The organism is Gordonia aquimaris (assembly GCF_026262595.1).
Lineage (GTDB): Bacteria > Actinomycetota > Actinomycetes > Mycobacteriales > Mycobacteriaceae > Gordonia > Gordonia tangerina.
In genome coordinates this window covers 83,940-109,210 of the sequence record NZ_JAPKFM010000013.1, presented here as the reverse complement: position 1 = coordinate 109,210, position 25,271 = coordinate 83,940, and the positions used below count along the sequence as shown (strand labels likewise).

The window sequence follows — 25,271 nt, the reverse complement described above, 5'->3', positions numbered from 1 at the left end:
TCAGTCCTTGACGGCGTTCAACGTTGCCTCGACCACCCGGCGCCCGCCGAACCGAGCCGTTTCCATGCCCGGCCGGCGACGAAGGGCGGCGGCCGCTGCAGCCGCCGTCGACATGGTGGTCCGGATCACCGGTGCGGGGGCCGGCCACATCAACTGGCGGATGGTGGCCTCCGACACCGGCCGCCTCCCCGTCCGCTCGGCGTATGCGGCGGCCACCCGGAGATGAGTCGCCCGCTGGATCTCGGCGTGCCGTGCACTGACCTGCGCGCTGTGTGTGCGATACCGGTAGCCGACCATCGGGAGGTTGCCGAGTTCACCATGCTCGGCCAGCCGGGAGAAGAACTCGTAATCCTCGGCGTGCGGATACTTGGGGTCGAAGCGTAAGCCGTTCCGGGCGAGTACTTTCCGACGCATCATCACCGACGCGCCGCAGTGACAACTCGCCAGCAGCAGCCGCTCCCGACAAGCCCGATCGCCACGGGGCATGCGCACCCGACCGGTCATCGTCCCGAACATCTCGTAGTCCGTACCGCACACGACCGCTGTCGGTCGTTCCTCGAGCCAGCGCACTTGTGCCGTCAGTCGTCCCGGGACGGACAGATCATCGGCATCCATCCGAGCCAGGTACGCGCCACGCGCCTCGTCCAACCCGGTGTTCAGGGCCGCGATCAGCCCGGAGTTCGGCTGACGCACCACCCTGATGCGCGGATCGCCCAGCGCTGCGAGTTCATCCATCCCGGCGTCGGTCGACCCGTCGTCGACGACCAACAGTTCGAGGTCGATGTGATCTCCGGCCATCACCGAACGAGCCGCATCAGCGATGTAGCCCGCCGCGTTGTACACCGGCATCAGGATGGTGATCAGCGGTATCCGTGTCGGCGCCATTGCCCATCCGCTCCATCCGACGACCCGTTGAGACAACCAACTTAGGTTAGCCTAATAGCCTCTGGCGGCGGCAGGCGGGAGCACCCCTGGGTCAGCCGAGGATGTCAGTGTCGTTGGCCCGGTGTCACCGGCGCGATGGCCTCGGTTTCGTCGCTGACGGTGTCGTGGCTGGTGGCCGGGTAGTCGTCATCGCCCTCATCGACCTCCATCGACTGCTCGATGAGATCGGCGTCATCGGCAGACGGGATCGGATCGTTGACGGTCATCGCGCACCTCTTTCGAAACTCGCGTTGGTCCGTACGTCTCCCAGCGTAGCAACGCCCACCGCGCCCATCGACCCGTCAACGGCGACGCAGGATGGCCGAGTACATGCCGGGGAGGTACTTGACCAGCCCGGCGAACACCATTTCCCGGTAGTGCCTGCCCTGCCACAGTATCGGGATGTCCCGGAGCGCGATCCGGGTGCGCACCTGGCTGATGGCGGTGTGCTGCAGACCCGATCGTGTCCCCTGGGCGTGCTGGTCACGCATGGCCAGATGTGCGACCGAGGTCAGGACCTCCCGATACCGGAATCCAGTGAACTCGCGGCGCCAATCGTGCTCGAGCGATGACTCGCACAACAGCTTGCGGATGTCGTCTTCGACGGTGAACAGGTCGAGGGTCGCCGGCGACAAGGTGGTCGAGATCGAACCCTCCCGATAGAGGTAGTGGTACAAGGGTCGATCGACCATCGCCACGCGTCGTGACGACAGCGCAATGCGCACACTGGTACCGATGTCTTCGTAGGCTTGGCCCTCCGCCCAAGGACGTGCACCGAGCACCTCCCGGCGAAACATCTTGGTGCATGCATATCCCTTGGCGCCGCCACTGATCAGCTCGCGTGCGTAGTGCGTTCCGGTGACCACGGGCGCCCGAACATGCTCCTCGTCGATCTGCAGCGTGTTCCCTGCTTCATCGACACGCCGCGTGCGGGTGACCGCGAAATCTGCGTCTGCGGCCTCGAGTGCGTCGACGAGTGTTTCGACGAACTCGGCGTCGACCTGGTCGTCGCTGTCGAGGAACCACACGAGGTCGGTGGTCAGCGCGGCCAGACCTGTGTTACGTGCGGCGCCGAGCCCTTTGTTGTGCGGCTGCGTGAGGAGGATGTAGGAACGCCCCTGTCCATCGAGGGTGGCGGTGGCGATGCCGACCGAGTCATCATCGCCACGATCGTCGACGAGAACAATCTCATCGATCGGCCGGGTCTGGGCGAGCACGGATTCCAGACACCCCCGAACGTAGGGCGCGCACCGATAGAGCGGGATCACGACGCCAACGGTCGGCATTCGACACCCCCATCACCGAAGACCGGACGATCTGGGATTAGGCTACCCTAATCTTGCGTTCCGCTTCCGGCCGGGCCCCTGTCAGCGCTCGCGTAGCGTACGCCAGCGCAACACCAGGGCATCGACGTCGACGGTGTGCGCGGTCACCAGCGTCGGAAGTCCGGCCCGACTGCTCAGATGGGCTTCGCGCACACGACGATTGAAATCGATCAGGATCTCCCGCACCGCGACCTCGTCGGCGATGTGGCGCAGCGACTCCGGAAAGCCCTGCGCCTCTTTTCTCAGTTGCAGTGGCATCGGGAGCAATGCCGAGGAGTCCAGATTCTCGTCCCGGATCTTGCGTTTGACCCACCAGTCGGGGTCGTCGGCGTCACTGAGATCGAGGGGCTTGCCCATACCGTCCAGGTTGTCGAACTCGCCACGTTCGGTCGCCTCCCGGATCATCTTCTCCACGCGTGACTCGTAGACGGGCGGTTTCCAGCGCCGCACGCGCCGAAACCGCCCGTCCGATGCCGCATGCTCATCCGACGGTTCACCCACGTGTGCAGTTCTACACCGCGCATCGACCCGGGGCGTCCCCACGACCGAGAATGCCCTCGTCGACGCGTGCATCTGCCGGTAGGTCACCGGCCACCCGCGCCACGAGCCCGTGTCGGTTCGGGCATCCCGTCTTCGCAAGAATCGCTTTCACGTGATCGTTGACGGTGTGCTCGGACACCGATAATTCCTGCGCGATCGCGTGAGTGTCCGCGCCGCGCAGCACCGATTCGAGCACGTCGACCTCGCGGCGGGTGAGACCGTGTACCCGACCGAACACCTCACGCCGATCGGTGAATCCGGATGGTTCGATCGTGACGGCGATGTCGCGCTCGTCGACGGGTGCCGGGCCCGTCATCCGATCGGCCTGAAGCGTGAGCCAGCCCAACCCGGCGATGTGCACCCGCGCACGGGACGGCCGGGCGTCGACACCGCGCTCGCGCGCAACCAGTTGCGCAGCAACGTTGTAGGCAGCTGCAGGAATGGCCGGCACATCCGGCGGCGCACCGTCGGGACCGGGATCGGGAGGATTTAGCCGATACAACTGTCGCCCCGCTTCCGCGGTCTGCCCGCGGACCGACAAGTCCGGCGCCAGCACGAGTACCGACGGACCAGCACGTGCACCGTCGACGCGGTCCCCGAAGCATCGGGCCTGACACCCGCGCAGCGCGTGTGTCACGGCGGACCGGATCTGCGCGAGGAGCTCCAGATCGGCATCGTCGAACGCTCGGCGGCCGTTCGATCGCCAGAGATCGAGCCATCCCCAATACCCGTGTTTGTCGGCGAAGACCACCGAGGCGATGTCGACGACGCCGAGCTTCGCCAATTCCGTTCGCCACAGTTGCGACCCGGCGAGCTCGGATTCGGTTGCCGCAGAGAGCCTTCCGACCTGCCGGGGGGACGACGTCAACGCCGTCCAGCGGTTGGCGGTGGCGAGATAGCGTGCGGTGATGAGCGCCGGAAGCCGGTGCCACGGCAAACCGGGAATCGCGGCCAACGGTGATGTCCCGACGCTGGTCTGTGGATCGGTGAGCAGCCATACGTAGCCGTCGAAGGCGAACTCGTCACGCAGGTGCTCGAGGACTGCCAATCGCAGTCCTTTCGCGTCCTGGCGCCGGGAGCAGGTTCGTTCCACCCGCGCCACGAGATCGGCACGCATGATCTCACCCTATCCTGCCGGCGACCGGGCGAAGATCCCCAGAGTTGGGGATGGTGGCACCGCAGACCAGGGCTCTACGTTGAGGTCACACGGACACCACAACAACAGGGAGAGAGTCATGTTCGCACTGCATGTCGCCACCGTGACCGACGACTACGGCCGCTGGCACGACGCGTTCGCACAGGCCGAAGGGTTCCGCGCGGGCGCGGGAGTCACCGCATACCGAGTCACGCGGAACCTCGACGATCCGACAAAGGTCTACGTCGACCTCGACTTCTGCGCGAAAGAGCAGGCCGAGCACTTCATCGGCGTACTGCAGAACATCTGGGACAGCAATCGATCACGATGTGTGGCACGCGGCCATGACCGGCCACAGGTGCGCGAGATCCTCGACGTCCACCAGTATGCTTCGTCGCAGCATCGCTGACAGCTATACCGTGAAGCCGAGCGCCCGCAGTTGTTCGCGGCCGTCATCGGTGATCTTGTCCGGACCCCACGGCGGGATCCAGACCCAGTTGATCTCCAGGTCGGTGCACAACCCGCTGCTGACGAGTGCTCCGCGCGACTGATCCTCGATCACATCGGTCAGCGGGCACGCTGCCGAGGTGAGGGTCATGTCGATCTTGGCCACCGCCTCGTCGGTGACCTCGATGCCGTACACCAGACCGAGATCGACGACGTTGATACCGAGTTCCGGGTCGACGACGTCGCGCATCGCCTCTTCGACATCCTCGAGTTGAGGCAGCGACGTGTTCGGCGCCTCAGGCTGTGCTGTTTCGGGCGCCTCCGGCGCGGTGATTTCCTCGCTCATGCTGACTCCTTTGCGTCGACCGTTTGTGACAACGCGTCTTTGAACGCCATCCATCCCAACAGCGCACACTTCACCCGCGCTGGATACTTGCTGACACCAGCGAACGCGATGCCGTCGCCGATCAGATCTTCGTTTCCTTCATCGGCACCCCGCGAGGTCATCATCGAGTTGAACGACTCGACGGTGGCCAGTGCGTCGTCCACCGACTCCCCGACCAGCTGGTCGTAGAGCACCGAGGTGGAAGCCTGTGAAATCGAACAGCCCTGACCGTCGTAGGAGATGTCCTCGATCGTTGTGTTGTCCGCCGAGACCGCGACGCGCAGGGTCACCTCGTCGCCGCAGGTCGGGTTGACGTGGTGCACCTCGGCACCGAATGGCTCACGCAGGCCACGACCGTGCGGATGTTTGTAGTGATCCAGGATCACCTCCTGGTACATCTGCTCCATCCGCATCAGCGCACTCCGAAGAAGCTCTGGGCCTTGACGATCGCGTCGACCAGCGCGTCGACCTCGGCGGTGGTGTTGTACGCGGCGAACGATGCCCGAGCGGTCGCGGCCACACCGAAACGTCGATGCAACGGCCAGGCGCAATGATGTCCCACGCGAATCGCCACACCCTCGTCGTCGAGGATCTGCCCGAGATCGTGTGCATGCACACCCTCGGTCAAAAACGCGACAGCACCGCCGCGATCAGTGGCCGTCTGTGGGCCGATGATGCGTAGCCCATCGATTGTGCCGAGGCGTTCCAGGGCGTACACGGTGAGTCGATGCTCGTGGGCCGCGATCGCATCCATGCCGATCTGGTTCAGATACTTGACGGCTGCCCCCAGCCCCACCACCTGCGAGGTCATCGGCACGCCGGCCTCGAAGCGCTGCGGTGCCGGCGCATACGTCGAGGTCTCCATCGTGACCAACTCGATCATCGAACCGCCGGTGACGAAAGGTGGCAGGGACTCGAGCAGTTCCGGCTTGCCGTAGAGCACTCCCACGCCCGACGGGCCGAACATCTTGTGTCCGGAGAACGCAGCGAAATCGACGTCGAGCGCCGTGAAATCCACCGGTGCATGCGGCACCGACTGGCACGCGTCGAGCACCACCCGGGCGCCCACCGCCCGTGCGCGCCGGACGAGTTCGTCAACGTCGGACACTGCCCCGGTGACATTGGACTGGTGGGTGAAGGAGACGATCTTGACGGTCTCGTCGAGCTCCAGCGAGTCCAGGTCGATACGTCCGTCGTCGGTTACGCCGTACCACTTGAGGGTGGCTCCGGTCCTGCGGCACAGCTCTTGCCACGGGACGAGGTTGGCGTGATGCTCGAGCTCGGTGATGACCACGGTGTCCCCGGCACCCAGGCGCCGCCCGCCCAGCAGGGCGGCTGACCGGTCGTCGGAGAGTGTGTAGGCGACGAGGTTGATGGCCTCGGTCGCGTTCTTGGTGAACACGATCGTCTCCGAGGTCGCACCAACGAACTCGGCGATCGCGGCACGTGCATCCTCGTAGGCGTCGGTGGCCTCCTCAGCCAGCTGATGCGCCCCGCGATGAACAGCAGCGTTGTGTGTGGTGAGGAAGTCGCGTTCGGCGTCGAGCACCTGGACCGGGCGCTGCGATGTCGCGCCGGAATCCAGGTACACCAACCGTTTCCCGTCGCGAACCGTGCGCGCCAGGATAGGGAAGTCGGCCCTCAGACGGTCCACATCGATAGGCTGCGACGCCACCACATCCGGTGAGATCGTCACGTCTGCACCTCCTTCGACTGGGCTCAGCCCGCGGCAGCTGCCGAGGTGAACCGCACGTAGCCGTTCTCTTCGAGTTCGTCGGCGAGTTCGGGACCGGCCGACTCGACCACGCGACCGTTGACGAACACGTGGACGAAGTCCGGCTTGATGTAGCGCAGGATGCGCGTGTAGTGGGTGATCAGCAGGATGCCGCCGTGTTCGGTGGCCTTGTAACGGTTGACACCCTCGCTCACCACGCGCAACGCGTCGACGTCGAGTCCCGAGTCGGTCTCGTCGAGGATCGCGATCTTCGGCTTGAGCAGATCGAGCTGCAGGATCTCGTGACGCTTTTTCTCACCACCGGAGAAGCCCTCGTTGACGCTGCGCTCGCCGAACGACGGATCGATCTCCAGCGCGCTCATCGCCTCCTTGGTCTCCTTGACCCAGTGGCGCAGCTTCGGGGCCTCACCTCGTACCGAGGTGGCCGCCGTGCGCAGGAAGTTCGACATCGACACGCCGGGCACCTCGACCGGGTACTGCATGGCCAGGAAGAGACCGGCGCGGGCCCGCTCGTCGACGCTCATCTCTAGGACGTCCTCGCCGTCGAGGGTGATCGACCCCTGGGTCACCTGATACTTCGGGTGTCCGGCGATGGCGTAGGACAGCGTCGACTTCCCCGAACCATTGGGTCCCATGATCGCGTGCGTCTGATCGGACGACACGGTGAGGTCGACACCCTTGAGGATGTGGATGGGTTCGGCGTCGGTGTCGCTCTGCGCGACGTCGACGTGCAGGTCACGAATTTCCAGTGTGGTCATGTGGTGTGTTTCTTTCTAGGGCTGGTGATCTCGATCTCGATACGTCCTCGGCTAGCGCCTCGGACTACTCGATCAGCGGGTGGTGTCTCGGGTGGTGCCTCGGACTACTCGATCAGCGGGTGGCGTCTCGGGCTACTCGATCAGCGGAGGTACGGGTCAGGCGCCGGCGAGTTCGAGTTCTTCTTCGATCGCGGCTTCGAGCCGTTCGCGCAGGTCCGGGACGCCGATCTTGGCGATGACCTCGCGGAAGAAGCCCCGGATCACCAGGCGACGCGCCTGATCCTCGGGGATGCCGCGGGCCTGCAGATAGAACAGCTGTTCGTCGTCGAAACGTCCGGTGGCGCTGGCATGTCCGGCGCCGACGATCTCTCCGGTCTCGATCTCGAGGTTCGGCACCGAGTCGGCGCGGGCGTTATCTGTCAGCACCAGGTTGCGGTTGAGCTCGAAGGTGTCGGTGCCCTCGGCTTCCGCACGGATCAGGACGTCACCGATCCACACGGTGTGGGCTTCGCGGGTGCGATCGCCGGTCGTATCACCTTGCAGCGCACCCTTGTACACCACATTCGAGCGGCAGTGCGGCTGACTGTGGTCGACGAGTAGACGCTGCTCGAGGTGCTGGCCGGCGTCGGCGAAGTAGAGCCCCCACAGTTCGACGTCGCCACCTGGTGCGTCGTAGTGCACCACCGGCGAGAGCCGGACCAGGTTGCCACCGAGGCTGACGGCGAAATGACGAATCGTCGAGTCACGACCCGCACGCACATGGTGGGCGGCGACGTGCACGGCATCGTCGGCCCAGTCGTGCACGTTCACCACGGTCAACGATGCCTGGTCGCCAACGACGAACTCGACGTTCTCCGCGTAGGTGCCGCTGCCCTTCTGGTCGAGGACCACCACGGCGCGGGCGAACGGTTCGAGCCGGATCTGGATGTGACCGAAGGCCACCTCGTCGACGCCCGGCCCGGTCACGGTCAGCGTGATCGGGTCGGTGTGATCGACCTCTTTGCCGACGGTGACCACGGTGGCCTGAGTGAACGACGTGTACGCCTGCGCTGCGATGCGATCGAACGGGACGCCGCCGTCGCCGAGCCGCGCGTCGTCGCGCCCTACGGTCTGCACCGAGGCGCCGTCACCGGCGCCCTCGACCGTGACCTGCGCTTCGGCGGTGCGGGTGGCCTTGCCGTCGTGCAGTCCGCGCAGGCGGCGGAACGGCGTGAACCGCCAGACCTCTTCGCGCGGGCTCGGGATCTCGAAAGCGTCGACGTCGAACGAGGTGAACATCTCACCTTTGTTGACGGCCGTCGTGGTCAGTCCGGGGGTGCCGGCAGTGCTGTTGGTTGCCGGGCTGCCGGTCGTCGGAATAGTCGGATCGGCCATCAGCCGACGGCTCCTTCCATCTGCAGTTCGATGAGGCGGTTGAGTTCGAGGGCGTACTCCATCGGGAGTTCCTTGGCGATCGGCTCGACGAATCCGCGCACCACCATGGCCATCGCCTCGTCCTCGGTGAGGCCACGGCTCATGAGGTAGAAGAGCTGATCGTCGCTCACCTTGGAGACGGTGGCCTCGTGACCCATGGTCACGTCGTCCTCACGGATGTCGACGTACGGGTAGGTGTCGCTGCGGGAGATCGTGTCGACCAGCAGCGCATCGCATTTCACCGTGGACCGACTGCCGTGTGCACCGTTGTTGACCTTGATCAGGCCGCGGTACGAGGCTCGCCCGCCGCCGCGCGCAACGGACTTGGAAACGATGTTGCTCGACGTGTTCGGGGCCAGATGCACCATCTTGGAGCCGGTGTCCTGATGCTGCCCCTCACCGGCGAACGCGACCGAGAGGACCTCGCCCTTGGCGTGCTCACCGGTCAGCCACACGGCCGGGTACTTCATGGTGACCTTGGACCCGATGTTGCCGTCGATCCACTCCATGGTGGCGCCGGCCTCGGCCTTGGCACGCTTGGTGACCAGGTTGTAGACATTGTTCGACCAGTTCTGGATGGTCGTGTAGCGGCAGCGTCCGCCCTTCTTCACAATGATTTCGACGACCGCCGAGTGCAGCGAGTCGGTCTTGTAGATCGGCGCGGTGCAACCCTCGACGTAGTGCACGTAGGCACCCTCGTCGACGATGATCAGCGTCCGCTCGAACTGCCCCATGTTCTCGGTGTTGATGCGGAAGTACGCCTGCAGCGGGATGTCGACGTGCACGCCCGGCGGCACATAGATGAACGAACCACCCGACCACACCGCGGTGTTGAGCGCGGAGAACTTGTTGTCCCCGGCCGGGATGACCGAGCCGAAGTACTCCTGGAAGATCTCCGGATGCTCACGCAGCCCGGTGTCGGTGTCCATGAAGATGACGCCCTGCTCCTCCAGGTCCTCGCGGATCTGGTGGTAGACCACCTCCGACTCGTACTGGGCGGCGACGCCAGCGACCAGACGCTGCTTCTCGGCCTCCGGGATGCCCAGCTTGTCGTAGGTGTTCTTGATGTCCTCGGGCAGGTCGTCCCAGCTCGCCGCCTGCTTCTCCGTGGAGCGGACGAAGTACTTGATGTTGTCGAAGTCGATCCCGTCGAGGTCGCCACCCCAGTGCGGCATCGGCTTGCGATCGAAGATGCGCAGCGCCTTGAGTCGCTGCTCGAGCATCCACTCCGGCTCGTTCTTCTTGCCGGAGATGTCGGCGACGACGGCATCGGACAAGCCGCGCTGCGCGCTGGCGCCGGCGACATCCGAGTCGGCCCAGCCGTAGCCGTAGTTGCCGAGCGACGCGATGGTCTCCTCTTGGGTCAGCGGAGCAGGCTTCGTCGGTGTTCCGGTATCGGTTGCGGTCGGGTCGGTCACTGTCATCGCGAGGCCTTTCGACTCGTCTTCTGTGTTCGAGCGGATGCGGGCTGTGCATCACTCGCTTGCGTCGTGGTGGTCCCGGACGGGACCTGGGCACTCTCCGGCGGAGGGTGCAGCGGCACGTGGGTGGTGCACGCGCAGTCGCCGTTGGCGATGGTCGCCAGACGTTGCACGTGCGTGCCGAGGAGTTCGGTGAACACCGCGGTCTCGGCTTCACACAGTTCGGGGAACTCGGTGGCGACATGTGCGACCGGGCAGTGATGCTGGCAGATCTGCATCCCGGTACCCACCTGACGCGTGTTGGCCGAGAACCCGGCGCTGGTGAGCGCGTCGGCGATCTCGTTGACCGTGTCCGCGACCGAACCGGATTCCTGCGCGGGCACGACGTCGGCCACGATCTCCTCCACACGATCGCGCGCGAACTCCTCGACCGCGGCCTCGCCGCCGACGGCGCGCAGTCGGCGCATCGCCGCACCCGCGAGATCGTCGTAGGCGTGCCGCAACTTGCCCCGGCCGGTGGCCGTGAGCTGGAACCACTTGGCCGGTCTTCCCCGGCCGCGGTGAGCTCGGCCGAAGCCCGACGACGAGGTCTCGACGTCACCGGCGTCGGCGAGCGCCTCCAGATGGCGGCGCACACCGGCAGCGCTTATCCCCAACCGATCGGCGATCTCCGAAGCGGTCAAGGGTCCGTCTTCGACCAGCAGTGACACCACCGCAGCACGGGTCTGGCCATCGGGATGACCGAGGCCGGCCGCTCCCCCGTCCACGGGGGCGGCATGCGCTGCTGATCGCAGCGTCGTATCGCTCCGCATGGTTTTCACAACACAAGTGTGACGTAATTGCTTCCCCGGTGCCAGCAAGGGTCGCCTTAGTGTGGTGAATCCGACCGGTTCGCGCCCCGTCTGTCTGTGGCGGATCCGCCGCGACCACCCGGGGCATTAGAGTCGTCGGCGTGCCAGACACCACAGTGACGGGTGGTCGGGCCCGTTCGCTGGGTCCGCGCCTGCGGGGGGCAGTGGACTACCTCGGCCTGCGCCGGTCCCGCCCCCGCCGAGACAACGGCGCCGCCGATGACGCCACCGAACGGCGCGGCGACTACGGCAGGACGGTCGCCCGGCTCCACGACGACGAGCGCGAAGTCGGCCCGCTCAACGAAGCGGAGAACCGTCGGCTGCTGCGCATCAAGCTGTTCGGCGCCACCGGGTCGGTTCTGCTGCTGATCGGTTCGCTCGGCACGGGCGCGATTCCCGTGCTGCAGAACCCGGTGGCCGGTATGCGGGTGCTCTCGCTGCCCTCCCGCATGTGGAGCACGGCGCTGACCTTGTCGATCGGCGGCACCATCATGCTCGTGGTGGCATGGCTGCTGATCGGCCGATTCGCCGTCGGACGGTTCGGTGTGGAGGTCCTGCACGGACGCAGCCCCGACCGTCGGATGACCCGCCGACAAGCCGACCGCACCCTGATGCTGTGGATCGCGCCGATCATCGTCGCACCGCCACTGCTGTCCAAGGACATCTACTCGTATCTGGCACAGAGCGCGATCGCGTTCCGAGGGATGGACCCCTACGTGATCAGCCCGGTGCGCGGCCTCGGGGTCGACCACGTACTGACGCGGTCGGTGCCCAACCTGTGGCGCGACACCCCGGCCCCCTATGGCCCCCTGTTCCTCTGGCTCGGCAAGGGCATCACCGCTGTGACCGGGGAGAACATCACGGCTGCGATCTTTTTGCATCGGCTGCTGGCGTTGGTGGGCATCGCGCTGATCGTGTGGGCACTGCCTCGGCTGGCCCGCCGCTGCGGGGTGTCCTCGGTGGCCGCGCTGTGGCTCGGTGCGATGAACCCGTTGCTGATCCTGCATCTCGTCGGCGGCATCCACAACGAAGCCCTGATGCTCGGCATGATGCTGGTGGGTCTCGAACTGTGCTTCCGCGCCATCTACGGCAGCGATCGATTACGCAGACCCGGGTCGATCTGGCCATCGTCGGCGGGTTGGATCCTGATCGCCGGCACCGCGGTGATCTCCGCGTCGGCCATGGTGAAGGTGACGTCGATGCTGGCGCTCGGGTTCGTCGGCATCGCGCTCGCCCAACGCTGGGGCGCGTACCTGCCCGCGCTGCGTCACGCACCGGTGCGCCAGTGGTGGGATCGATCGCGTCGATCCATCGCCGCGCTCGCTGCTTCGGCGGCCACCCTGGCCGGTGTGCTGGTGACGGTGATGGTGGGCATCTGCGTCGGTACCGGCCTCGGGTTCGGCTGGACCAGCACCCTGTCCACCGGCGACGTGGTGCGTTCCTGGATGTCGATGCCGACCTTGCTGTCGGTCACCACCGGCCGGCTCGGCGTCGCATTGGGTCTCGGCGATCAGACGCAGGCGATCCTGGAGGTCGGTCGACCGTTGGGCCAACTGATCGCCGCGGTGTTCATCGTCCGATGGATGCTCGCCTGCCTCGGCGGACGGCTGCATCCACTCGGCGCACTCGGTGTGTCAATGGCCACAGTGGTCGTCTTCTTCCCGTTCGTGCAGGCCTGGTATCTCCTGTGGGCGGTCATCCCACTGGCAGCGTGGGCGACCCGCCCGTGGTTCCGCATCTCCACCATCGCGGTATCGGCGATCATCGCCATCGTGGTGATGCCCACCAGCTCCAACACCAGCGGAGTGGTTCTGGCACAAGGACTTCTCGCCGGCGTGATCATGGTCGCGGTGATGACCGCCTTGTTCTTCGAGGATCTGCCGATCCAGCGCTGGTGGCGGGCGCGGCGCGGCGCCCACCGCGACCGGGAGTCGGCACGAGACGATGCGCACACCGGCTGAACCGACGCGATTCCTCGGTTCGACGCAATTTTTGGCCGACGGCCCCCTCCGCATACTCTGGCGGGTGTGCACGGCACGACGATGCGGGAGCGGTACCACGGCGATGATCGGCGAGATGAGCAACGGTCGGCCGACGGTCGCCCGATGAACACCGATCGCGCCGCGAGGACCACACCGGCTCTGCACGTCACCGGCCTGGTCAAGAGATACGGCACGCACACCGCGGTCGACGGCCTCGACCTCCACCTCGCGCCCGGCTCGATCCTCGCGCTGCTCGGGCCGAACGGTGCCGGGAAAACCACCACCGTCGAGGTCTGCGAGGGCTTTCTGACCGCCGACGCCGGCTCCGTCCGAGTGCTGGGCCTCGACCCCATCGAGAACAACGATGAACTGCGGCGGCGCATCGGCGTCATGTTGCAGGGCGGTGGCGCGTACCCGGGCGCGCGGGCCGAGGAGATGCTCCGACTCTGCGCGTCCTACAGCGCCGACCCCGTCGATCCCGGCTGGTTGCTGGACGTGCTGGGTCTCGCCGATTGCGCGCGGACACCATTTCGTCGACTCTCCGGTGGCCAGCAACAACGGCTGTCACTGGCGTGCGCGATCGTCGGACGACCGGAGTTGGTCTTCCTGGACGAACCGACCGCGGGCCTCGACGCCCACGCCCGGATCCTGGTGTGGGAACTGATCGATCGCCTGCGCAGCGATGGGGTGGCGGTGCTGTTGACCACACATCTGATGGATGAGGCCGAGGAGCTCGCCGACGACGTGGTGATCATCGACCACGGTCGGGTGGTCGCCGCCGGGACACCTGCCGACCTCACCAGCCGCGGCGCCGAGAACGAATTGCGATTCTCCGCACCCCGCGGCCTCGACGTCTCACTTCTGCTGCTGGCATTGCCCGAGGGCTATCGCTGTACGGAGACGGCGCCGGGCAGCTATCTGGTCCGGGGGCCGGTGAGTCCGCAGGTCCTGGCGACCGTCACCGCGTGGTTCGCGAAGATCGATGTGCTCGCCACCGATCTGCGGGTGGAGACCCGCAGCCTGTCGGACGTGTTCCTCGACCTGACCGGGCGGGCGCTGCGCTCATGACCACCGCCGCCAATCGGTTCGCCCCCGGCACGTTCGCACCTCGCCCACGCGCGTCATCGCTGCCGACGATCCTCGTCGCGCAGTCGCGGATGGAACTGAAGCTGCTGCTGCGTAACGGCGAGCAATTGCTGCTCACCATGTTCATCCCGATCACGCTGCTGGTCGGTCTGTGCCTGCTGCCGTTGGACACTGACCTCGGCGCGTCGACGGCCGAACGGGCGACCACGTTCGTCCCGGCCATCATGACGGTCGCGGTGATGTCGACGGCCTTCACCGGCCAGGCGATCGCACTGGGCTTCGACCGGCGGTACGGCGCACTCAAACGACTGGGCGCCACACCGATCCCCCGCTGGGGCGTCATCGCGGGCAAGTCGATCGCGGTCGTGCTCGTGGTCGCCCTGCAGGCCGTCATCCTCGGGGCCATCGGTCTCGCGTTCGGCTGGCGACCATCGGCGCTCGGCATCGTCCTCGGAGCGCTTGTCATCGCGGTCGGGACCATCACCTTCTCGGCGCTCGGCCTGCTGCTGGGCGGCACACTGAAGGCCGAGGTCGTGCTGGCGCTGGGCAACCTGCTGTGGTTCGCGATGGTCGGTGTCGGCAGCTTGGTGGTGATGGGTGATCGGGTTCCCGACGCGATGCAGTGGATCGCCCGCGCCGTCCCATCCGGCGCGCTGACCGAAGCCCTCGGCCAGGCGACCGCGGGTTCGATCGATTTCTTCGGCATAGGTGTATTGCTCGCATGGGCGGCGGTGGCCGCTGTGCTCGCGGTGAGGTGGTTCCGGTTCGAATGACAACGTCCAACACGCGGTCGGCCGGATCGGCCGCCGATCCTTCGACAACCGAGACATCGGCGACCGAGACGTCGGCATCGACATCCGACCGGCCCGGCAGGTTCACGCGGGTTCCGGGCTTCGGGCGCCCGACCGCTCGTTTCGTGTGGCTGTGGAGCATCGCACTGCTGGTCGCGAATGTCGGGATCGTCGCGACCGGCGGCGCCGTCCGACTGACCGGTTCCGGACTCGGATGTCCCACCTGGCCGCGCTGTACCGACGATTCGTTCGTACCCCACGGCGCATTGGGCATGCACGGGGTGATCGAGTTCGGCAATCGCATGCTCACCTGGGTACTGGTGGTGATCGCGATCGCCACCTTCACCGCTGTGTACCGATACGCCCGCTCCGAGCGCCGCGACCGCTGGCTCGCCGCACTCCTCGCCCTCGGCATCCCTTTTCAGGGCGTCATCGGCGGGATCACCGTGCTGACCCAGCTGAACCCCTGGGTCGTCTCGCTGCACTTCGTGTTGTCGATGGTGCTGGTGTCCGGTGCGACAGTGCTCGTGTACCGGATGCGTCCGCGGACCGCTGCAACACCGGTCGCCGACCTCGCGTCACGTCTGGGGCATCGGCTCGCGTGGCTGCAATATCTCGTGGTGTGGGTGGTCATCTATCTCGGCACCGTGGTCACCGGTTCCGGTCCGCATGCAGGTGATGCCGACGCCCCCCGTAACGGGTTGGCACCCGACAACGCCACCCAGCTACACGCCGACGGGGTCTTCGTACTCATCGGTCTTGCCGTGGCGCTCGCGGTGGTCACCCACCTGATGCGCCAACCCGAACGCCGAACGGCCGATGTGGTGCTCGGATTGATCACCCTGCAGGGTGTGCTGGGTGTCGTCCAGTACAACACCGGTCTGCCGATCGCCCTGGTGATCGCGCACATGACGGTGAGCGCGTTGCTGCTCATCGCCGCCACGTGGATGATCCTGCGGTTCGGCGACCGTCCACGGCCGGTGGACCGGGAATCGGTGCACGACGACGGGGAGGTGTCGGCCACCGCCGGCACCCTGCGGGCCGAGCGTCTCCGCTAGAGCGCCCGCAAGGCCCGCGCCGGAACGCAGACCGCGAACCTCACAGAATCGCCCGATTACGCGGCTTCGGGAAGCGCTTCTGGTTGGCCACCCAACCCGCCATCTTCGTGTAGTGCGACGGTGAGACATTCGCCGCCGACGTGAGGTCACGGTCCCACTCTGCGGTCTCGAGACCGTCCACCGCCGCAACCACGGCGTGGGCCACGGCCATGTCGGACACCACTCGGTCGCCGAGGATGCCTCCGCTCTCACCGACCAGCGTGATGCGTACCCCGGCTGCTCCGATCGGCTGCAGAACCACCTTCGCCGAACCCCCCTCGCGTTCGACGAAGCCCTTGATGGACGCGACGACGTCGTTCGGCACCTCGACGGCGGGGGCGGAGGCGTCGACGGAATCGGTTGCGGGCTGATCGCTCATGGTGCTTGAGCATACCGGTGCCCACCCGCCGTGATGTCGACCCACCGGTGGCCGGCACGCTGCGCATGGCACGCGCGATCACCTCTCGGCCGATGGGGTACAACGGTGCCATGCGTGCAATCCAGGTGGTCCGCCACGGCGGCCCCGACGTCCTCGATTTCGGCACCGTCGATGACCCCATACCCGCACCGGGAGAGGTCATCGTGCGCACCGCCGCGGTCGGGGTCAACTTCATCGACACCTACCTGCGCCGCGGCCTCTACCCGTCGGTGCCGCCGTATGTGCCCGGCACGGAGGGCGCCGGCGAGGTGACCGCGGTCGGCGCCGACGTCGACGATGTGGTCGTCGGACAACGGGTGTGCTGGGTCGACGCGCCGGGCAGCTATGCCGAACTGGTCGCGGTGCCCGCCGCCCGCGCTGTGCCGATCCCGGACGGGGTGGCCGACGATGTCGCCGGATCGGCCATGCTCCGCGGACTCACCGCGCACTACCTACTCGACGGGAGTGCTCGACCGGCCACGGGTGAGACCGTGCTGATCCATGCCGGCGCCGGCGGAGTCGGTCTGATCCTGACGCAGATGGCCAAGCGTCGTGGCCTGCGGGTGATCACGACAGTGTCCTCGGACGACAAGGAGACCCTCTCCCGAGCGGCAGGCGCCGATCACGTGGTGCGATACGGCGACGCGCTGGCCGAGGAAGTTCGGTCACTCACCGACGGCCGCGGGGTGTCGGTGGCCTATGACGGTGTGGGGGCCGACACCTTCGAACAATCGCTGGCATCGACCGCGGTACGCGGCATCATCGTGCTCTTCGGCGCGGCGTCCGGACCGGTTCCTCCGTTTGATCTGCAGCGTCTGAATCCGGCCGGTTCGCTGTCGGTCACCCGGCCGACCCTGGGGCATTTCATAGCCGACACCGAAGAACTGCGTTGGCGCGCCGGCGAGTTCCTGGGTGCTGTCGCAGACGGTGACATCGACATCAGGGTGGGACAGCGCCATCGCCTCGCCGACGCCGCCGAGGCACACCGGGCGCTGGAGTCACGCCTGACCACGGGAACGACCGTGCTGATCCCGGGCTGACCCCGGTCTGGGCGTCACCGCCCGGCGACTGATGCCGACCGGCGAGGATGCGGAGGGGTCAGAAGTAGCTGGTGATCAGCGGCAGGTTCACCACCGCATCGATGGCGAGACCGCAGAACAGGATGGCGAGATACTCGTTGGATTGCAGGAAGATCTTCAATGGCGCCACTTCGGCACCGGCCCGGGTCTCCTTGTACAGCTTGTGCACACGGCTGGCAAACCAGCCGCCGGAGAGCACCGCGACCGCAGCGTAGATCCAACTCGTGCCGGCGATCAGCGCAAGCGAACTGAGCACCGTCGCCCAGGTGTAGAGGACCATCTGGCGGGTGACGCGCTCCTCGGTGGCGATCACCGGCAGCATCGGCACGCCGGCCGCCCGGTAATCCTCCTTGTAGCGCATCGCCAGCGCCCAGGTGTGTGGCGGTGTCCAGAAGAAGATCACCAAGAACAGCACGATCGGCTGCCAGCCGATGGATCCGGTCACCGCTGCCCAGCCGACGAGGGTCGGCATACATCCGGCGGCCCCGCCCCACACCACGTTCTGCCAGGTGCGACGCTTGAGGATCATCGTGTAGACGCCTACGTAGAACGCGATGGTCGCGGTGACCAGCAGCGCACTGAGCAGATTCGCCGCCGACCACAGCACCGCAAACGACGCGATCCACAGCACGATGCCGAAGATCAGCGCGTTGCGCGTGGTCACGGCGTGACGCGCCAGCGGCCGGCGCGCGGTGCGCTTCATCTTCTGGTCGATGTCGGCGTCGGCCACCATGTTCAGGGTGTTGGCACTGCCCGCGCCGAGCCAGCCGCCCAAGAGGGTGGCGGCGATCAACGCGATGTCGACGTGGCCACGGTCGGCCTGCAGCATCACCGGGATCGTGGCCACCAACAGAAGCTCGATGACCCGCGGTTTGGTGAGCGCGACGTAGGCGAGCACCGTCGCCTTCGACCGGGCCAAGAACGAGTCCCCCGCGGCGGCTGGTGCCGGCGCGACCGACCCATGGGACCCGCGGGATGCAGCGGACAGATCTCCGCTCACACGTTCCCCAATCCTCACGGCCTCTCCTCGTCTGCCCCGACGACGTCGGAGCACGGCGGATTCGGATACTTCGGCGCGGAACTCGACGAGGGGCTACTACAGAGCATGGTAGACGGTGGGTCGGGCGATCGAAGAATCGCCTCCCGGGTCCATTCGGGTCACTCGACGCGCAGTCGCACAGCGAGGGCGACTAGGCTTGACGACGTGGCTGCCGTACTCGCGGCCGGTGTGGTTGCACCCCGCCATCGTGGCGACGTCGCCGACAGGGCGATGGTCGTGCGAATCACACCGTCGAGCACCTTGTGGACTTGTACATACTGTTGATGGCAGGACCAGACAACCTGCGATCGGATCGCACCGACTAGGCACAGGAGACACCACGACCGTGGCGCTGACAGATGACATTCGCGCGTTGACCCAGCCGGCTTACCCCGACGATTGGACCGACGTGGACACCCGCGCGGTCGACACCGTGCGGGTACTGGCCGCCGACGCCGTCCAGAAATGCGGAAGTGGCCATCCCGGCACCGCGATGAGTCTCGCTCCCCTGGCCTACACGCTGTTCCAGCGTGTGATGCGCCACGACCCCGCCGACACCGCGTGGGTCGGGCGCGACCGTTTCGTGCTGTCGTGCGGGCACTCGAGCCTCACCCTCTACATCCAGCTCTACCTCGGTGGCTTCGGCCTCGAACTCGCCGACCTCGAGGCGCTGCGCACCTTCAAGTCCAAGACCCCGGGACACCCGGAGTTCCGGCACACCCGTGGCGTGGAGATCACCACCGGACCGCTCGGACAGGGCTTGGCGTCGGCGGTGGGCATGGCGATGGCCGCCCGCCGCGAACGGGGCCTGTTCGATCCGGAGCCGGCGTGGGGTGAGAGCCCGTTCGATCACTACATCTATGTGGTGGCCTCCGACGGCGACATCGAGGAGGGCGTCACTTCCGAGGCGTCGTCGCTGGCGGGTACCCAACAACTGGGGAACCTGATCCTGTTCTACGACGACAACGAGATCTCGATCGAACACGGCACCAGCATCGCGCTCTCCGAGGACACCGCCAAGCGCTACGAGGCATACGGCTGGCACGTCCAGGTCGTCGAGGGCGGCGAGGACGTGGTCGCCATCGAGGCCGCGGTAGCCGAGGCCAAATCGGTCACCGATCGACCGTCGATCATCCTGCTGCGCACCATCATCGGCTACCCGGCACCCACCAAGATGAACACCGGTGGCGTGCACGGCTCGGCATTGGGCGCCGATGAGGTTGCGGCGACCAAGAAGATCCTGGGTTTCGACCCCGACAAGTCCTTCGAGGTGAGCGACGAGGTCATCTCGCACACCCGCGGTCTCGTCGACCGCGGTCGGACGGCGCACCAGGAATGGGAGTCGTCGTTCAACGCGTGGGTCGAACGCGAACCGGCGCGCAAGGAGCTGTTCGATCGGGTCAGCCAGGACCGGCTACCCGCCGGCTGGTCCGACGTGCTGCCCAGCTGGGAGCCCGGCGGCTCGGTCGCCACCCGATCCGCATCCGGTGACGTGCTCAACGCCGTTGCCCCCGTACTGCCCGAGCTGTGGGGCGGTTCGGCCGACCTCGCCGGCAGCAACAACACGACCATGAAGGGCGCGAAGTCCTTCGGTCCCGAATCGATCTCCAACGCCGACTGGGACGCCGAGCCCTACGGGCGGACGCTGCATTTCGGCATCCGCGAGCACGCCATGGGTTCGATCCTGTCCGGCATCGTGCTGCATGGACCGACCCGCGCCTACGGTGGCACCTTCCTGCAGTTCAGTGACTACATGCGTCCGGCGGTCCGGTTGGCCTCGCTGATGGACATCGATCCGATCTATGTGTGGACCCACGATTCCATCGGGCTCGGCGAGGACGGACCCACCCACCAGCCGATCGAACACCTGTCGGCCCTGCGCGCCATCCCGAATCTCAGCGTGGTCCGTCCGGCCGATGCGAACGAGACCGCGTTCGCGTGGAAGACGGTGCTGGAAAAGTCCAGCAGCAGCGGACCGGTCGGTCTGTGCCTGACCCGCCAGAAGGTCGGGGTGTTGGAGAACACCTCGGCCCAGGGCGTGGAGAAGGGCGGCTACGTCCTCGTCGAGGCATCCACACCCGTCCCCGACGTGATCCTCATCGCCACCGGCTCGGAGGTCGAGATCGCCGTCGCCGCCGGCCAGAAGCTGGAGGCGCAGGGCATCGGCGCACGGGTCGTATCCATGCCATGCGTCGAGTGGTTCGAAAGCCAGGACCAGAACTACCGCGATCAGGTACTGCCGCCGACAGTGAAAGCCCGCGTCTCCGTCGAGGCGGGTATCGCCATGTCGTGGCACAAGATCGTCGGCGGCTTCGGCGAATGCGTTTCACTCGAGCACTACGGGGAATCCGCCGACTACCAGACGCTGTACACCGAGTTCGGCATCACACCCGACGCCACCGTCGCCGCCGCACAACGCTCGATCGCCAACGTGAAGGGATAGCAGCATGACGCAGAACGCAAAGCTGGCAGAACTGTCCGAGGCCGGCGTCTCGGTCTGGCTCGACGACCTGTCGCGAGAACTGATCTCCTCCGGTGGCCTCAAGGAACTGGTCGAGACCAAATCCGTCGTCGGAGTCACCACGAATCCATCCATCTTCCAGGCGGCCCTGTCGAAGGGAACCGCCTACGACGGCCAGGTCAACGAGCTGGCCGCGCGCGGAGCCGACGTCGACGCGACGATCCGGACCGTCACCACCGACGACGTACGCAACGCCTGCGACGTGCTCGCACCGGTGTTCGAGGAGTCCGACGGCGTCGACGGGCGCGTGTCGATCGAAGTGGATCCGCGACTGGCCCACGAAACCGACGCCACCGTCGCACAGGCCGTCGAACTGTGGAAGATCGTCGATCGGCCGAACCTGCTGATCAAGATCCCCGCCACCAAGGCGGGGCTGCCCGCGATCACCCGTACGCTGGCCGAGGGCATCAGCGTGAACGTGACGCTGATCTTCTCGGTGGAGCGGTACAAGGAGGTGATGGACGCCTACCTGGACGGCCTCGACGCGGCCGCCGCTGCGGGCCATGACCTCTCGACCATCCATTCGGTGGCCTCGTTCTTCGTCTCGCGGGTCGACACCGAGGTCGACAAGCGTCTCGATGCCATCGGTACCCCGGCCGCGACCGACCTCAAGGGCAAAGCCGCACTGGCCAACGCACGACTCGCCTATCAGGCCTATCAGGAGGTCTTCGAGGTCGAGTCCCGCTTCCCCGACCTTCTCGCGCAGGGCGCCCGCCCACAGCGTGCCCTGTGGGCGTCGACCGGGGTGAAGAATCCCGACTACCCCGACACCCTGTATGTCAGCGAACTCGTCGCCCCCAACACGGTGAACACCATGCCGGGCAAGACGATGGATGCGTTCGCCGATCACGGCTGGGTCAACACCGGATCCATCGTCGGCCTGGCGAACGAGTCGCAAGAGGTCTTCGACAGTCTCGCCGCTGTCGGCATCGACGTCGCCGACGTCTTCAAGGTCCTCGAGGACGAGGGCGTGGAGAAGTTCGAGGTGTCGTGGAACGAATTGCTCGACGCCACCGCCGAGCAGCTCACGGCCGCGAAGGGCTGACCCCGAGTGCCCGGCGGCGGTACCACCTGGAACAACCCGCTCCGCGATCCCCGGGACAAGCGGCTGCCACGGATCGCGGGCCCGTGCAGCCTGATCATCTTTGGCGTGACGGGCGACCTCGCCCGCAAGAAGTTGATGCCGGCGGTCTACGACCTGGCCAATCGCGGTCTGCTACCGCCGTCGTTCGCGCTCGTCGGTTTCGCTCGTCGCGACTGGGACGACGAGGACTTCGCCAAGGTCGTCCACGATGCGGTGCGCGACCACGCACGCACGGGGTTCCGCGAGGAGGTGTGGGAGCGACTCGCCGAAGGCTTCCGGTTCGTCCAGGGCGCCTTCGACGACGACAGCGCGTTCGACCGGCTCAAGGAAACCCTGGAGGGGCTCGACAAGGAACGCGGCACCGACGGCAACCACGCCTTCTATCTGTCGATCCCGCCCAAGGCGTTCCCCACCGTCTGCGAGCAGCTGGACCGCAGCGGTCTGGCCAAGGAAGACGGCGACCACTGGCGCCGCGTCGTGATCGAGAAGCCGTTCGGGCACAACCTGGAATCGGCCAAGGAACTCAACGCGATCGTCAACGGGGTGTTCCCCGAGTCGTCGGTCTTCCGGATCGACCACTATCTCGGCAAGGAGACGGTGCAGAACATCTTGGCGTTGCGCTTCGCCAACCAGATGTTCGATCCGCTGTGGAGTTCGCATTACGTCGATCACGTGCAGATCACCATGGCCGAGGACATCGGACTCGGCGGCCGGGCCGGCTACTACGACGGTATCGGCGCAGCACGTGATGTGATCCAGAATCATCTGCTGCAACTGATGGCGCTGGTCGCCATGGAGGAACCGATCTCCTTCGAACCCAAACAGCTGCAGGACGAGAAGATCAAGGTGCTCGCGGCGACCCGCAACATCGAACCGCTCGACGAAAACACCGCGCGAGGGCAGTACGGCGGTGGCTGGCAGGGCAGCCAGAAGGTGCCGGGACTGCTCGATGAGGAGGGCTTCGCGAAGGACTCGACCACCGAGACCTTCGCCGCGATCGCCCTCGAGGTGGACTCCCGACGCTGGGCCGGTGTCCCGTTCTACCTGCGCACCGGCAAACGCCTCGGACGCCGCGTCACCGAGATCGCACTCGTGTTCAAACGGGCTCCCCATCTGCCGTTCGACAAGACCATGACCGAGGAACTCAGCCAGAACGCGCTGGTCATCCGAGTACAGCCGGACGAAGGGATCACCCTTCGGTTCGGGTCCAAGGTGCCGGCGTCGAGCATGGAGGTCCGCGACGTCAACATGGACTTCAGCTACGGCACCGCGTTCACCGAGGCGTCGCCGGAGGCCTACGAGCGACTGATCTTGGACGTGTTGCTCGGTGAGCCGTCGCTCTTCCCGGTCAACGAAGAAGTCGAACTCTCCTGGAAAATACTCGACCCGGTCATAGAACACTGGGCCGAGTCCGGCACGCCCGACACCTACGAGTCGGGGACCTGGGGCCCGGCGTCCGCCGACGAGATGATGTCGCGCGTCGGCCGAACCTGGCGCCGACCATGACCGCGACGCCCGTGCATCCGCCGGTAGACCAACGACAGAATGGCTGACGATGATCGTCGAGTTGCCCAACACCTCCACCACCGATGTCGCGAAGAAAATCGTCGAAGTCCGGGAGGCCGGCGGCGCCATCAGTCTCGGTCGCGTGCTCACGCTGGTCGTGTGTGCCGAACACGGCGAACCCACCGAAGGTGCCATCGAGGCCGCGATCGGTGCCAGCAGTGAGCATCCGAGCCGAGTGATCGTGGTGACCCGCGGCGATCGCTCTGCCGACTCCCGGCTCGATGCCGAGATTCGGGTGGGTGGCGACGCCGGGGCGTCGGAAGTGGTGCTGCTCTCGCTACAGGGTGAACTCGCCGATCACCCGCGCTCGGTGGTCACCCCGTTCCTGTTGCCCGACACACCGGTTGTCGTGTGGTGGCCCGGCGAGGCGCCCACTGCGCCGGCATCCGATCCGATGGGTTCACTCGGGCGCCGTCGCATCCTCGACGCCAACCGGTGTGCCAATCCCAAGACGGTGCTTGCCCGGCGGTTGGCCACGTACTCGCCGGGTGACACCGATCTCGCCTGGACGCAGATCACGCATTGGCGGGCCCTGCTGGCCTCGGCAGCGGATCGACCGCCGCACACGCCGCTCACCGAGGTCGTGGTGGCAGGCCCCGCCGACTCCCCCGGCATCGACCTGCTCGCGGGCTGGCTACGGTCGGCGCTGTCGGTGCCGACCCGGCGGAGCGTGGGAAGCTTCGAGGTCCGTCTGATGCGCGAAGACGGCCCGACCGTCCTCTCGCTCGACATGAACAACAACGCTGTGCTGAGCATGCCGGGCAAACCCGACGGGCGCGTCGCGATGACCCGCCGCGAACTGCCTCTTCTGCTGGCCGAGGAACTACGTCGCCTCGACACCGACGACGTCTACGCACTGGCACTGCAGGGTGTGGTGGACGTGGAGTTCGAAGGACAGGCGGTCGCCTAATGATTCCGGAAACCCTGGTGTTCGACGACAAGAGCGACCTGGTCGCGACCGCGTCCAGTCGATTCGTGGATCTGGTCACCAAGGCCCAGGCCGACCACGGTGTCGCCTCGGTCGTGTTGACCGGCGGCAGCAACGGGATAGCGATCCTGCGTGCGTTGGCGGCCGACAGCGGTGACGTCGACTGGTCACGGATCGAGTTGTTCTGGGGCGACGACCGATTCGTGCCCGCCGACGACCCGGAGCGCAACTACGGACAGGCGCGCGAGGCGTTGCTCGATCATGTTCCGGTCGACCCGGCGCGAGTGCACGCCATGGCACCGTCGGATGGCGAGTTCGGCGATGACATCGAGGCCGCCGCCGCCTCGTATGCATCGGTGTTGACGCGGACCAGTGCCGGCCGTGTGCCGCATTTCGATCTGCACCTGCTCGGGATGGGCGGTGAGGGTCACATCAACTCGCTGTTCCCGCACACCGCGGCCACCGCCGAGACCGAGAAGACCGTTGTCGCCGTGGAAGACTCGCCCAAGCCGCCACCCCGACGCATCACCCTGACGCTCCCCGTGGTCAACCGCAGCAAGGCGGTGTGGTTCCTGGTTGCCGGCGAGGACAAGGCCGAGGCGGTCGCGGCAGCCCACACCGGCGCGCACGCAGCCGACTGGCCCTGCGCCGGTGCGCACGGAACCGACGAGACGGTCTGGTTCCTGGATCGTCCCGCCGCGTCGCGCCTCTGAGGCGGTCGTCGTCGGGCCATGCTCTTCGCATGG

Annotated in this window: 25 protein-coding genes; 11 read left to right on the top strand and 14 right to left on the bottom strand. The window is 66.5% G+C overall.

What is annotated here, in order from left to right; genetic code table 11:
* The 5 genes from OSB52_RS13710 to OSB52_RS13690 form a co-directional block, all read right to left on the bottom strand.
* Positions 1–885, bottom strand: coding sequence for a glycosyltransferase family 2 protein (locus OSB52_RS13710; RefSeq protein WP_235722036.1), 885 nt, complete (start codon positions 883–885; stop codon positions 1–3).
* A 104-nt stretch (positions 886–989) separates the two neighbouring features.
* Entirely contained in the window at positions 990–1,151 is a 162-nt protein-coding gene (locus OSB52_RS13705) for a hypothetical protein (protein ID WP_235722037.1), read from the bottom strand.
* A gap of 75 nt (positions 1,152–1,226) precedes the next feature.
* Positions 1,227–2,210, bottom strand: a complete 984-nt coding sequence (locus OSB52_RS13700) for a glycosyltransferase family 2 protein (RefSeq protein WP_235722038.1) — start codon at positions 2,208–2,210, stop codon at positions 1,227–1,229.
* Positions 2,211–2,291: 81 nt separating this feature from the next.
* Entirely contained in the window at positions 2,292–2,654 is a 363-nt protein-coding gene (locus OSB52_RS13695; RefSeq protein WP_235722356.1) for a DnaJ family domain-containing protein, read from the bottom strand.
* Between the two features lie 106 nt (positions 2,655–2,760).
* Complete coding sequence (locus tag OSB52_RS13690; protein ID WP_235722039.1) at positions 2,761–3,906, bottom strand: helix-turn-helix transcriptional regulator; 1,146 nt, start codon at positions 3,904–3,906, stop codon at positions 2,761–2,763.
* A gap of 118 nt (positions 3,907–4,024) precedes the next feature.
* On the opposite strand from OSB52_RS13690, the gene OSB52_RS13685 reads away from it, so the two are divergent.
* Complete coding sequence (locus OSB52_RS13685; protein ID WP_235722040.1) at positions 4,025–4,333, top strand: hypothetical protein; 309 nt, start codon at positions 4,025–4,027, stop codon at positions 4,331–4,333.
* Positions 4,334–4,336: 3 nt separating this feature from the next.
* On the opposite strand, the gene OSB52_RS13680 is transcribed toward OSB52_RS13685, so the two are convergent.
* From OSB52_RS13680 to OSB52_RS13650, 7 genes are all read right to left on the bottom strand, one after another.
* Positions 4,337–4,717, bottom strand: a complete 381-nt coding sequence (locus OSB52_RS13680; protein WP_235722041.1) for a metal-sulfur cluster assembly factor — start codon at positions 4,715–4,717, stop codon at positions 4,337–4,339.
* A complete protein-coding gene (gene sufU, locus OSB52_RS13675) occupies positions 4,714–5,169 on the bottom strand; it encodes a Fe-S cluster assembly sulfur transfer protein SufU (protein WP_235722042.1) in 456 nt (151 codons plus the stop codon). The genes OSB52_RS13680 and sufU overlap by 4 nt, the downstream gene beginning before the upstream one ends.
* Complete coding sequence (locus OSB52_RS13670; RefSeq protein WP_287014803.1) at positions 5,169–6,452, bottom strand: cysteine desulfurase; 1,284 nt, start codon at positions 6,450–6,452, stop codon at positions 5,169–5,171. The genes sufU and OSB52_RS13670 overlap by 1 nt, the downstream gene beginning before the upstream one ends.
* Before the next feature lie 23 nt (positions 6,453–6,475).
* A complete protein-coding gene (gene sufC / locus OSB52_RS13665) occupies positions 6,476–7,249 on the bottom strand; it encodes a Fe-S cluster assembly ATPase SufC (RefSeq protein WP_235722043.1) in 774 nt (257 codons plus the stop codon).
* Between the two features lie 156 nt (positions 7,250–7,405).
* On the bottom strand, positions 7,406–8,623 hold the full coding sequence (gene sufD, locus OSB52_RS13660) for a Fe-S cluster assembly protein SufD (RefSeq protein ID WP_235722044.1): 1,218 nt from the start codon (positions 8,621–8,623) through the stop codon (positions 7,406–7,408).
* A complete protein-coding gene (gene sufB / locus OSB52_RS13655) occupies positions 8,623–10,086 on the bottom strand; it encodes a Fe-S cluster assembly protein SufB (RefSeq protein ID WP_266062209.1) in 1,464 nt (487 codons plus the stop codon). The genes sufD and sufB overlap by 1 nt, the downstream gene beginning before the upstream one ends.
* Positions 10,083–10,895, bottom strand: a complete 813-nt coding sequence (locus OSB52_RS13650) for a helix-turn-helix transcriptional regulator (protein ID WP_266062250.1) — start codon at positions 10,893–10,895, stop codon at positions 10,083–10,085. The genes sufB and OSB52_RS13650 overlap by 4 nt, the downstream gene beginning before the upstream one ends.
* A 191-nt stretch (positions 10,896–11,086) precedes the next feature.
* On the opposite strand from OSB52_RS13650, the gene mptB reads away from it, so the two are divergent.
* The 4 genes from mptB to OSB52_RS13630 all read left to right on the top strand — a co-directional run bounded on the left by mptB (position 11,087) and on the right by OSB52_RS13630 (position 15,851).
* A complete protein-coding gene (gene mptB / locus OSB52_RS13645) occupies positions 11,087–12,895 on the top strand; it encodes a polyprenol phosphomannose-dependent alpha 1,6 mannosyltransferase MptB (protein WP_372512428.1) in 1,809 nt (602 codons plus the stop codon).
* A 144-nt stretch (positions 12,896–13,039) separates the two neighbouring features.
* Positions 13,040–13,984: an ABC transporter ATP-binding protein gene (locus OSB52_RS13640; protein ID WP_235722046.1), complete on the top strand. Its 945-nt coding sequence runs from the start codon at positions 13,040–13,042 to the stop codon at positions 13,982–13,984.
* Positions 13,981–14,775 carry an ABC transporter permease gene (locus tag OSB52_RS13635; RefSeq protein WP_266062208.1) on the top strand — a complete coding sequence of 265 codons (795 nt, stop codon included), beginning with the start codon at positions 13,981–13,983 and terminating at the stop codon, positions 14,773–14,775. The genes OSB52_RS13640 and OSB52_RS13635 overlap by 4 nt, the downstream gene beginning before the upstream one ends.
* The gene (locus OSB52_RS13630) at positions 14,772–15,851 is read left to right on the top strand and encodes a COX15/CtaA family protein (RefSeq protein WP_266062207.1); all 1,080 of its coding nucleotides are present in this window, start codon (positions 14,772–14,774) and stop codon (positions 15,849–15,851) included. The genes OSB52_RS13635 and OSB52_RS13630 overlap by 4 nt, the downstream gene beginning before the upstream one ends.
* A gap of 40 nt (positions 15,852–15,891) precedes the next feature.
* On the opposite strand, the gene OSB52_RS13625 is transcribed toward OSB52_RS13630, so the two are convergent.
* Positions 15,892–16,269, bottom strand: a complete 378-nt coding sequence (locus tag OSB52_RS13625; RefSeq protein ID WP_266062206.1) for a hypothetical protein — start codon at positions 16,267–16,269, stop codon at positions 15,892–15,894.
* A 110-nt stretch (positions 16,270–16,379) separates the two neighbouring features.
* Here OSB52_RS13625 and OSB52_RS13620 point away from each other — a divergent pair, with 110 nt between their 5' ends.
* A complete protein-coding gene (locus OSB52_RS13620) occupies positions 16,380–17,348 on the top strand; it encodes a quinone oxidoreductase family protein (protein ID WP_266062247.1) in 969 nt (322 codons plus the stop codon).
* Between the two features lie 58 nt (positions 17,349–17,406).
* On the opposite strand, the gene OSB52_RS13615 is transcribed toward OSB52_RS13620, so the two are convergent.
* Positions 17,407–18,387, bottom strand: a complete 981-nt coding sequence (locus tag OSB52_RS13615) for a heme o synthase (RefSeq protein WP_372512426.1) — start codon at positions 18,385–18,387, stop codon at positions 17,407–17,409.
* Positions 18,388–18,772: 385 nt separating this feature from the next.
* Here OSB52_RS13615 and tkt point away from each other — a divergent pair, with 385 nt between their 5' ends.
* Genes tkt through pgl form a run of 5 tightly spaced genes read left to right on the top strand, consistent with a single transcriptional unit; the run spans position 18,773 to position 25,238 of the window.
* Positions 18,773–20,869, top strand: coding sequence for a transketolase (gene tkt / locus OSB52_RS13610; RefSeq protein ID WP_266062204.1), 2,097 nt, complete (start codon positions 18,773–18,775; stop codon positions 20,867–20,869).
* Between the two features lie 4 nt (positions 20,870–20,873).
* Entirely contained in the window at positions 20,874–21,992 is a 1,119-nt protein-coding gene (gene tal, locus OSB52_RS13605) for a transaldolase (RefSeq protein ID WP_235722052.1), read from the top strand.
* 6 nt (positions 21,993–21,998) lie between these two features.
* Complete coding sequence (gene zwf, locus OSB52_RS13600) at positions 21,999–23,537, top strand: glucose-6-phosphate dehydrogenase (RefSeq protein ID WP_266062202.1); 1,539 nt, start codon at positions 21,999–22,001, stop codon at positions 23,535–23,537.
* Positions 23,538–23,586: 49 nt separating this feature from the next.
* Complete coding sequence (locus OSB52_RS13595; RefSeq protein WP_266062200.1) at positions 23,587–24,507, top strand: glucose-6-phosphate dehydrogenase assembly protein OpcA; 921 nt, start codon at positions 23,587–23,589, stop codon at positions 24,505–24,507.
* A complete protein-coding gene (pgl, locus tag OSB52_RS13590) occupies positions 24,507–25,238 on the top strand; it encodes a 6-phosphogluconolactonase (RefSeq protein WP_266062199.1) in 732 nt (243 codons plus the stop codon). Before OSB52_RS13595 ends, pgl begins: the two co-directional genes overlap by 1 nt.
* Positions 25,239–25,271 lie beyond the last annotated feature (33 nt).

Coding starts and splice junctions, on each gene's coding strand:
- OSB52_RS13705 (WP_235722037.1), bottom strand. CDS start 1,151: ATGACCGTCAACGATCCGATCCCGTCTGCCGATGACGCCGATCTCATC.
- sufD (WP_235722044.1), bottom strand. CDS start 8,623: ATGGCCGATCCGACTATTCCGACGACCGGCAGCCCGGCAACCAACAGC.
- OSB52_RS13710 (WP_235722036.1), bottom strand. CDS start 885: ATGGCGCCGACACGGATACCGCTGATCACCATCCTGATGCCGGTGTAC.
- OSB52_RS13695 (WP_235722356.1), bottom strand. CDS start 2,654: ATGATCCGGGAGGCGACCGAACGTGGCGAGTTCGACAACCTGGACGGT.
- OSB52_RS13630 (WP_266062207.1), top strand. CDS start 14,772: ATGACAACGTCCAACACGCGGTCGGCCGGATCGGCCGCCGATCCTTCG.
- OSB52_RS13685 (WP_235722040.1), top strand. CDS start 4,025: ATGTTCGCACTGCATGTCGCCACCGTGACCGACGACTACGGCCGCTGG.
- OSB52_RS13620 (WP_266062247.1), top strand. CDS start 16,380: ATGCGTGCAATCCAGGTGGTCCGCCACGGCGGCCCCGACGTCCTCGAT.
- sufC (WP_235722043.1), bottom strand. CDS start 7,249: ATGACCACACTGGAAATTCGTGACCTGCACGTCGACGTCGCGCAGAGC.
- OSB52_RS13700 (WP_235722038.1), bottom strand. CDS start 2,210: ATGCCGACCGTTGGCGTCGTGATCCCGCTCTATCGGTGCGCGCCCTAC.
- OSB52_RS13690 (WP_235722039.1), bottom strand. CDS start 3,906: ATGCGTGCCGATCTCGTGGCGCGGGTGGAACGAACCTGCTCCCGGCGC.
- OSB52_RS13680 (WP_235722041.1), bottom strand. CDS start 4,717: ATGAGCGAGGAAATCACCGCGCCGGAGGCGCCCGAAACAGCACAGCCT.
- OSB52_RS13595 (WP_266062200.1), top strand. CDS start 23,587: ATGATCGTCGAGTTGCCCAACACCTCCACCACCGATGTCGCGAAGAAA.
- OSB52_RS13625 (WP_266062206.1), bottom strand. CDS start 16,269: ATGAGCGATCAGCCCGCAACCGATTCCGTCGACGCCTCCGCCCCCGCC.
- OSB52_RS13640 (WP_235722046.1), top strand. CDS start 13,040: ATGAACACCGATCGCGCCGCGAGGACCACACCGGCTCTGCACGTCACC.
- sufB (WP_266062209.1), bottom strand. CDS start 10,086: ATGACAGTGACCGACCCGACCGCAACCGATACCGGAACACCGACGAAG.
- pgl (WP_266062199.1), top strand. CDS start 24,507: ATGATTCCGGAAACCCTGGTGTTCGACGACAAGAGCGACCTGGTCGCG.
- OSB52_RS13650 (WP_266062250.1), bottom strand. CDS start 10,895: ATGCGGAGCGATACGACGCTGCGATCAGCAGCGCATGCCGCCCCCGTG.
- tal (WP_235722052.1), top strand. CDS start 20,874: ATGACGCAGAACGCAAAGCTGGCAGAACTGTCCGAGGCCGGCGTCTCG.
- sufU (WP_235722042.1), bottom strand. CDS start 5,169: ATGCGGATGGAGCAGATGTACCAGGAGGTGATCCTGGATCACTACAAA.
- OSB52_RS13635 (WP_266062208.1), top strand. CDS start 13,981: ATGACCACCGCCGCCAATCGGTTCGCCCCCGGCACGTTCGCACCTCGC.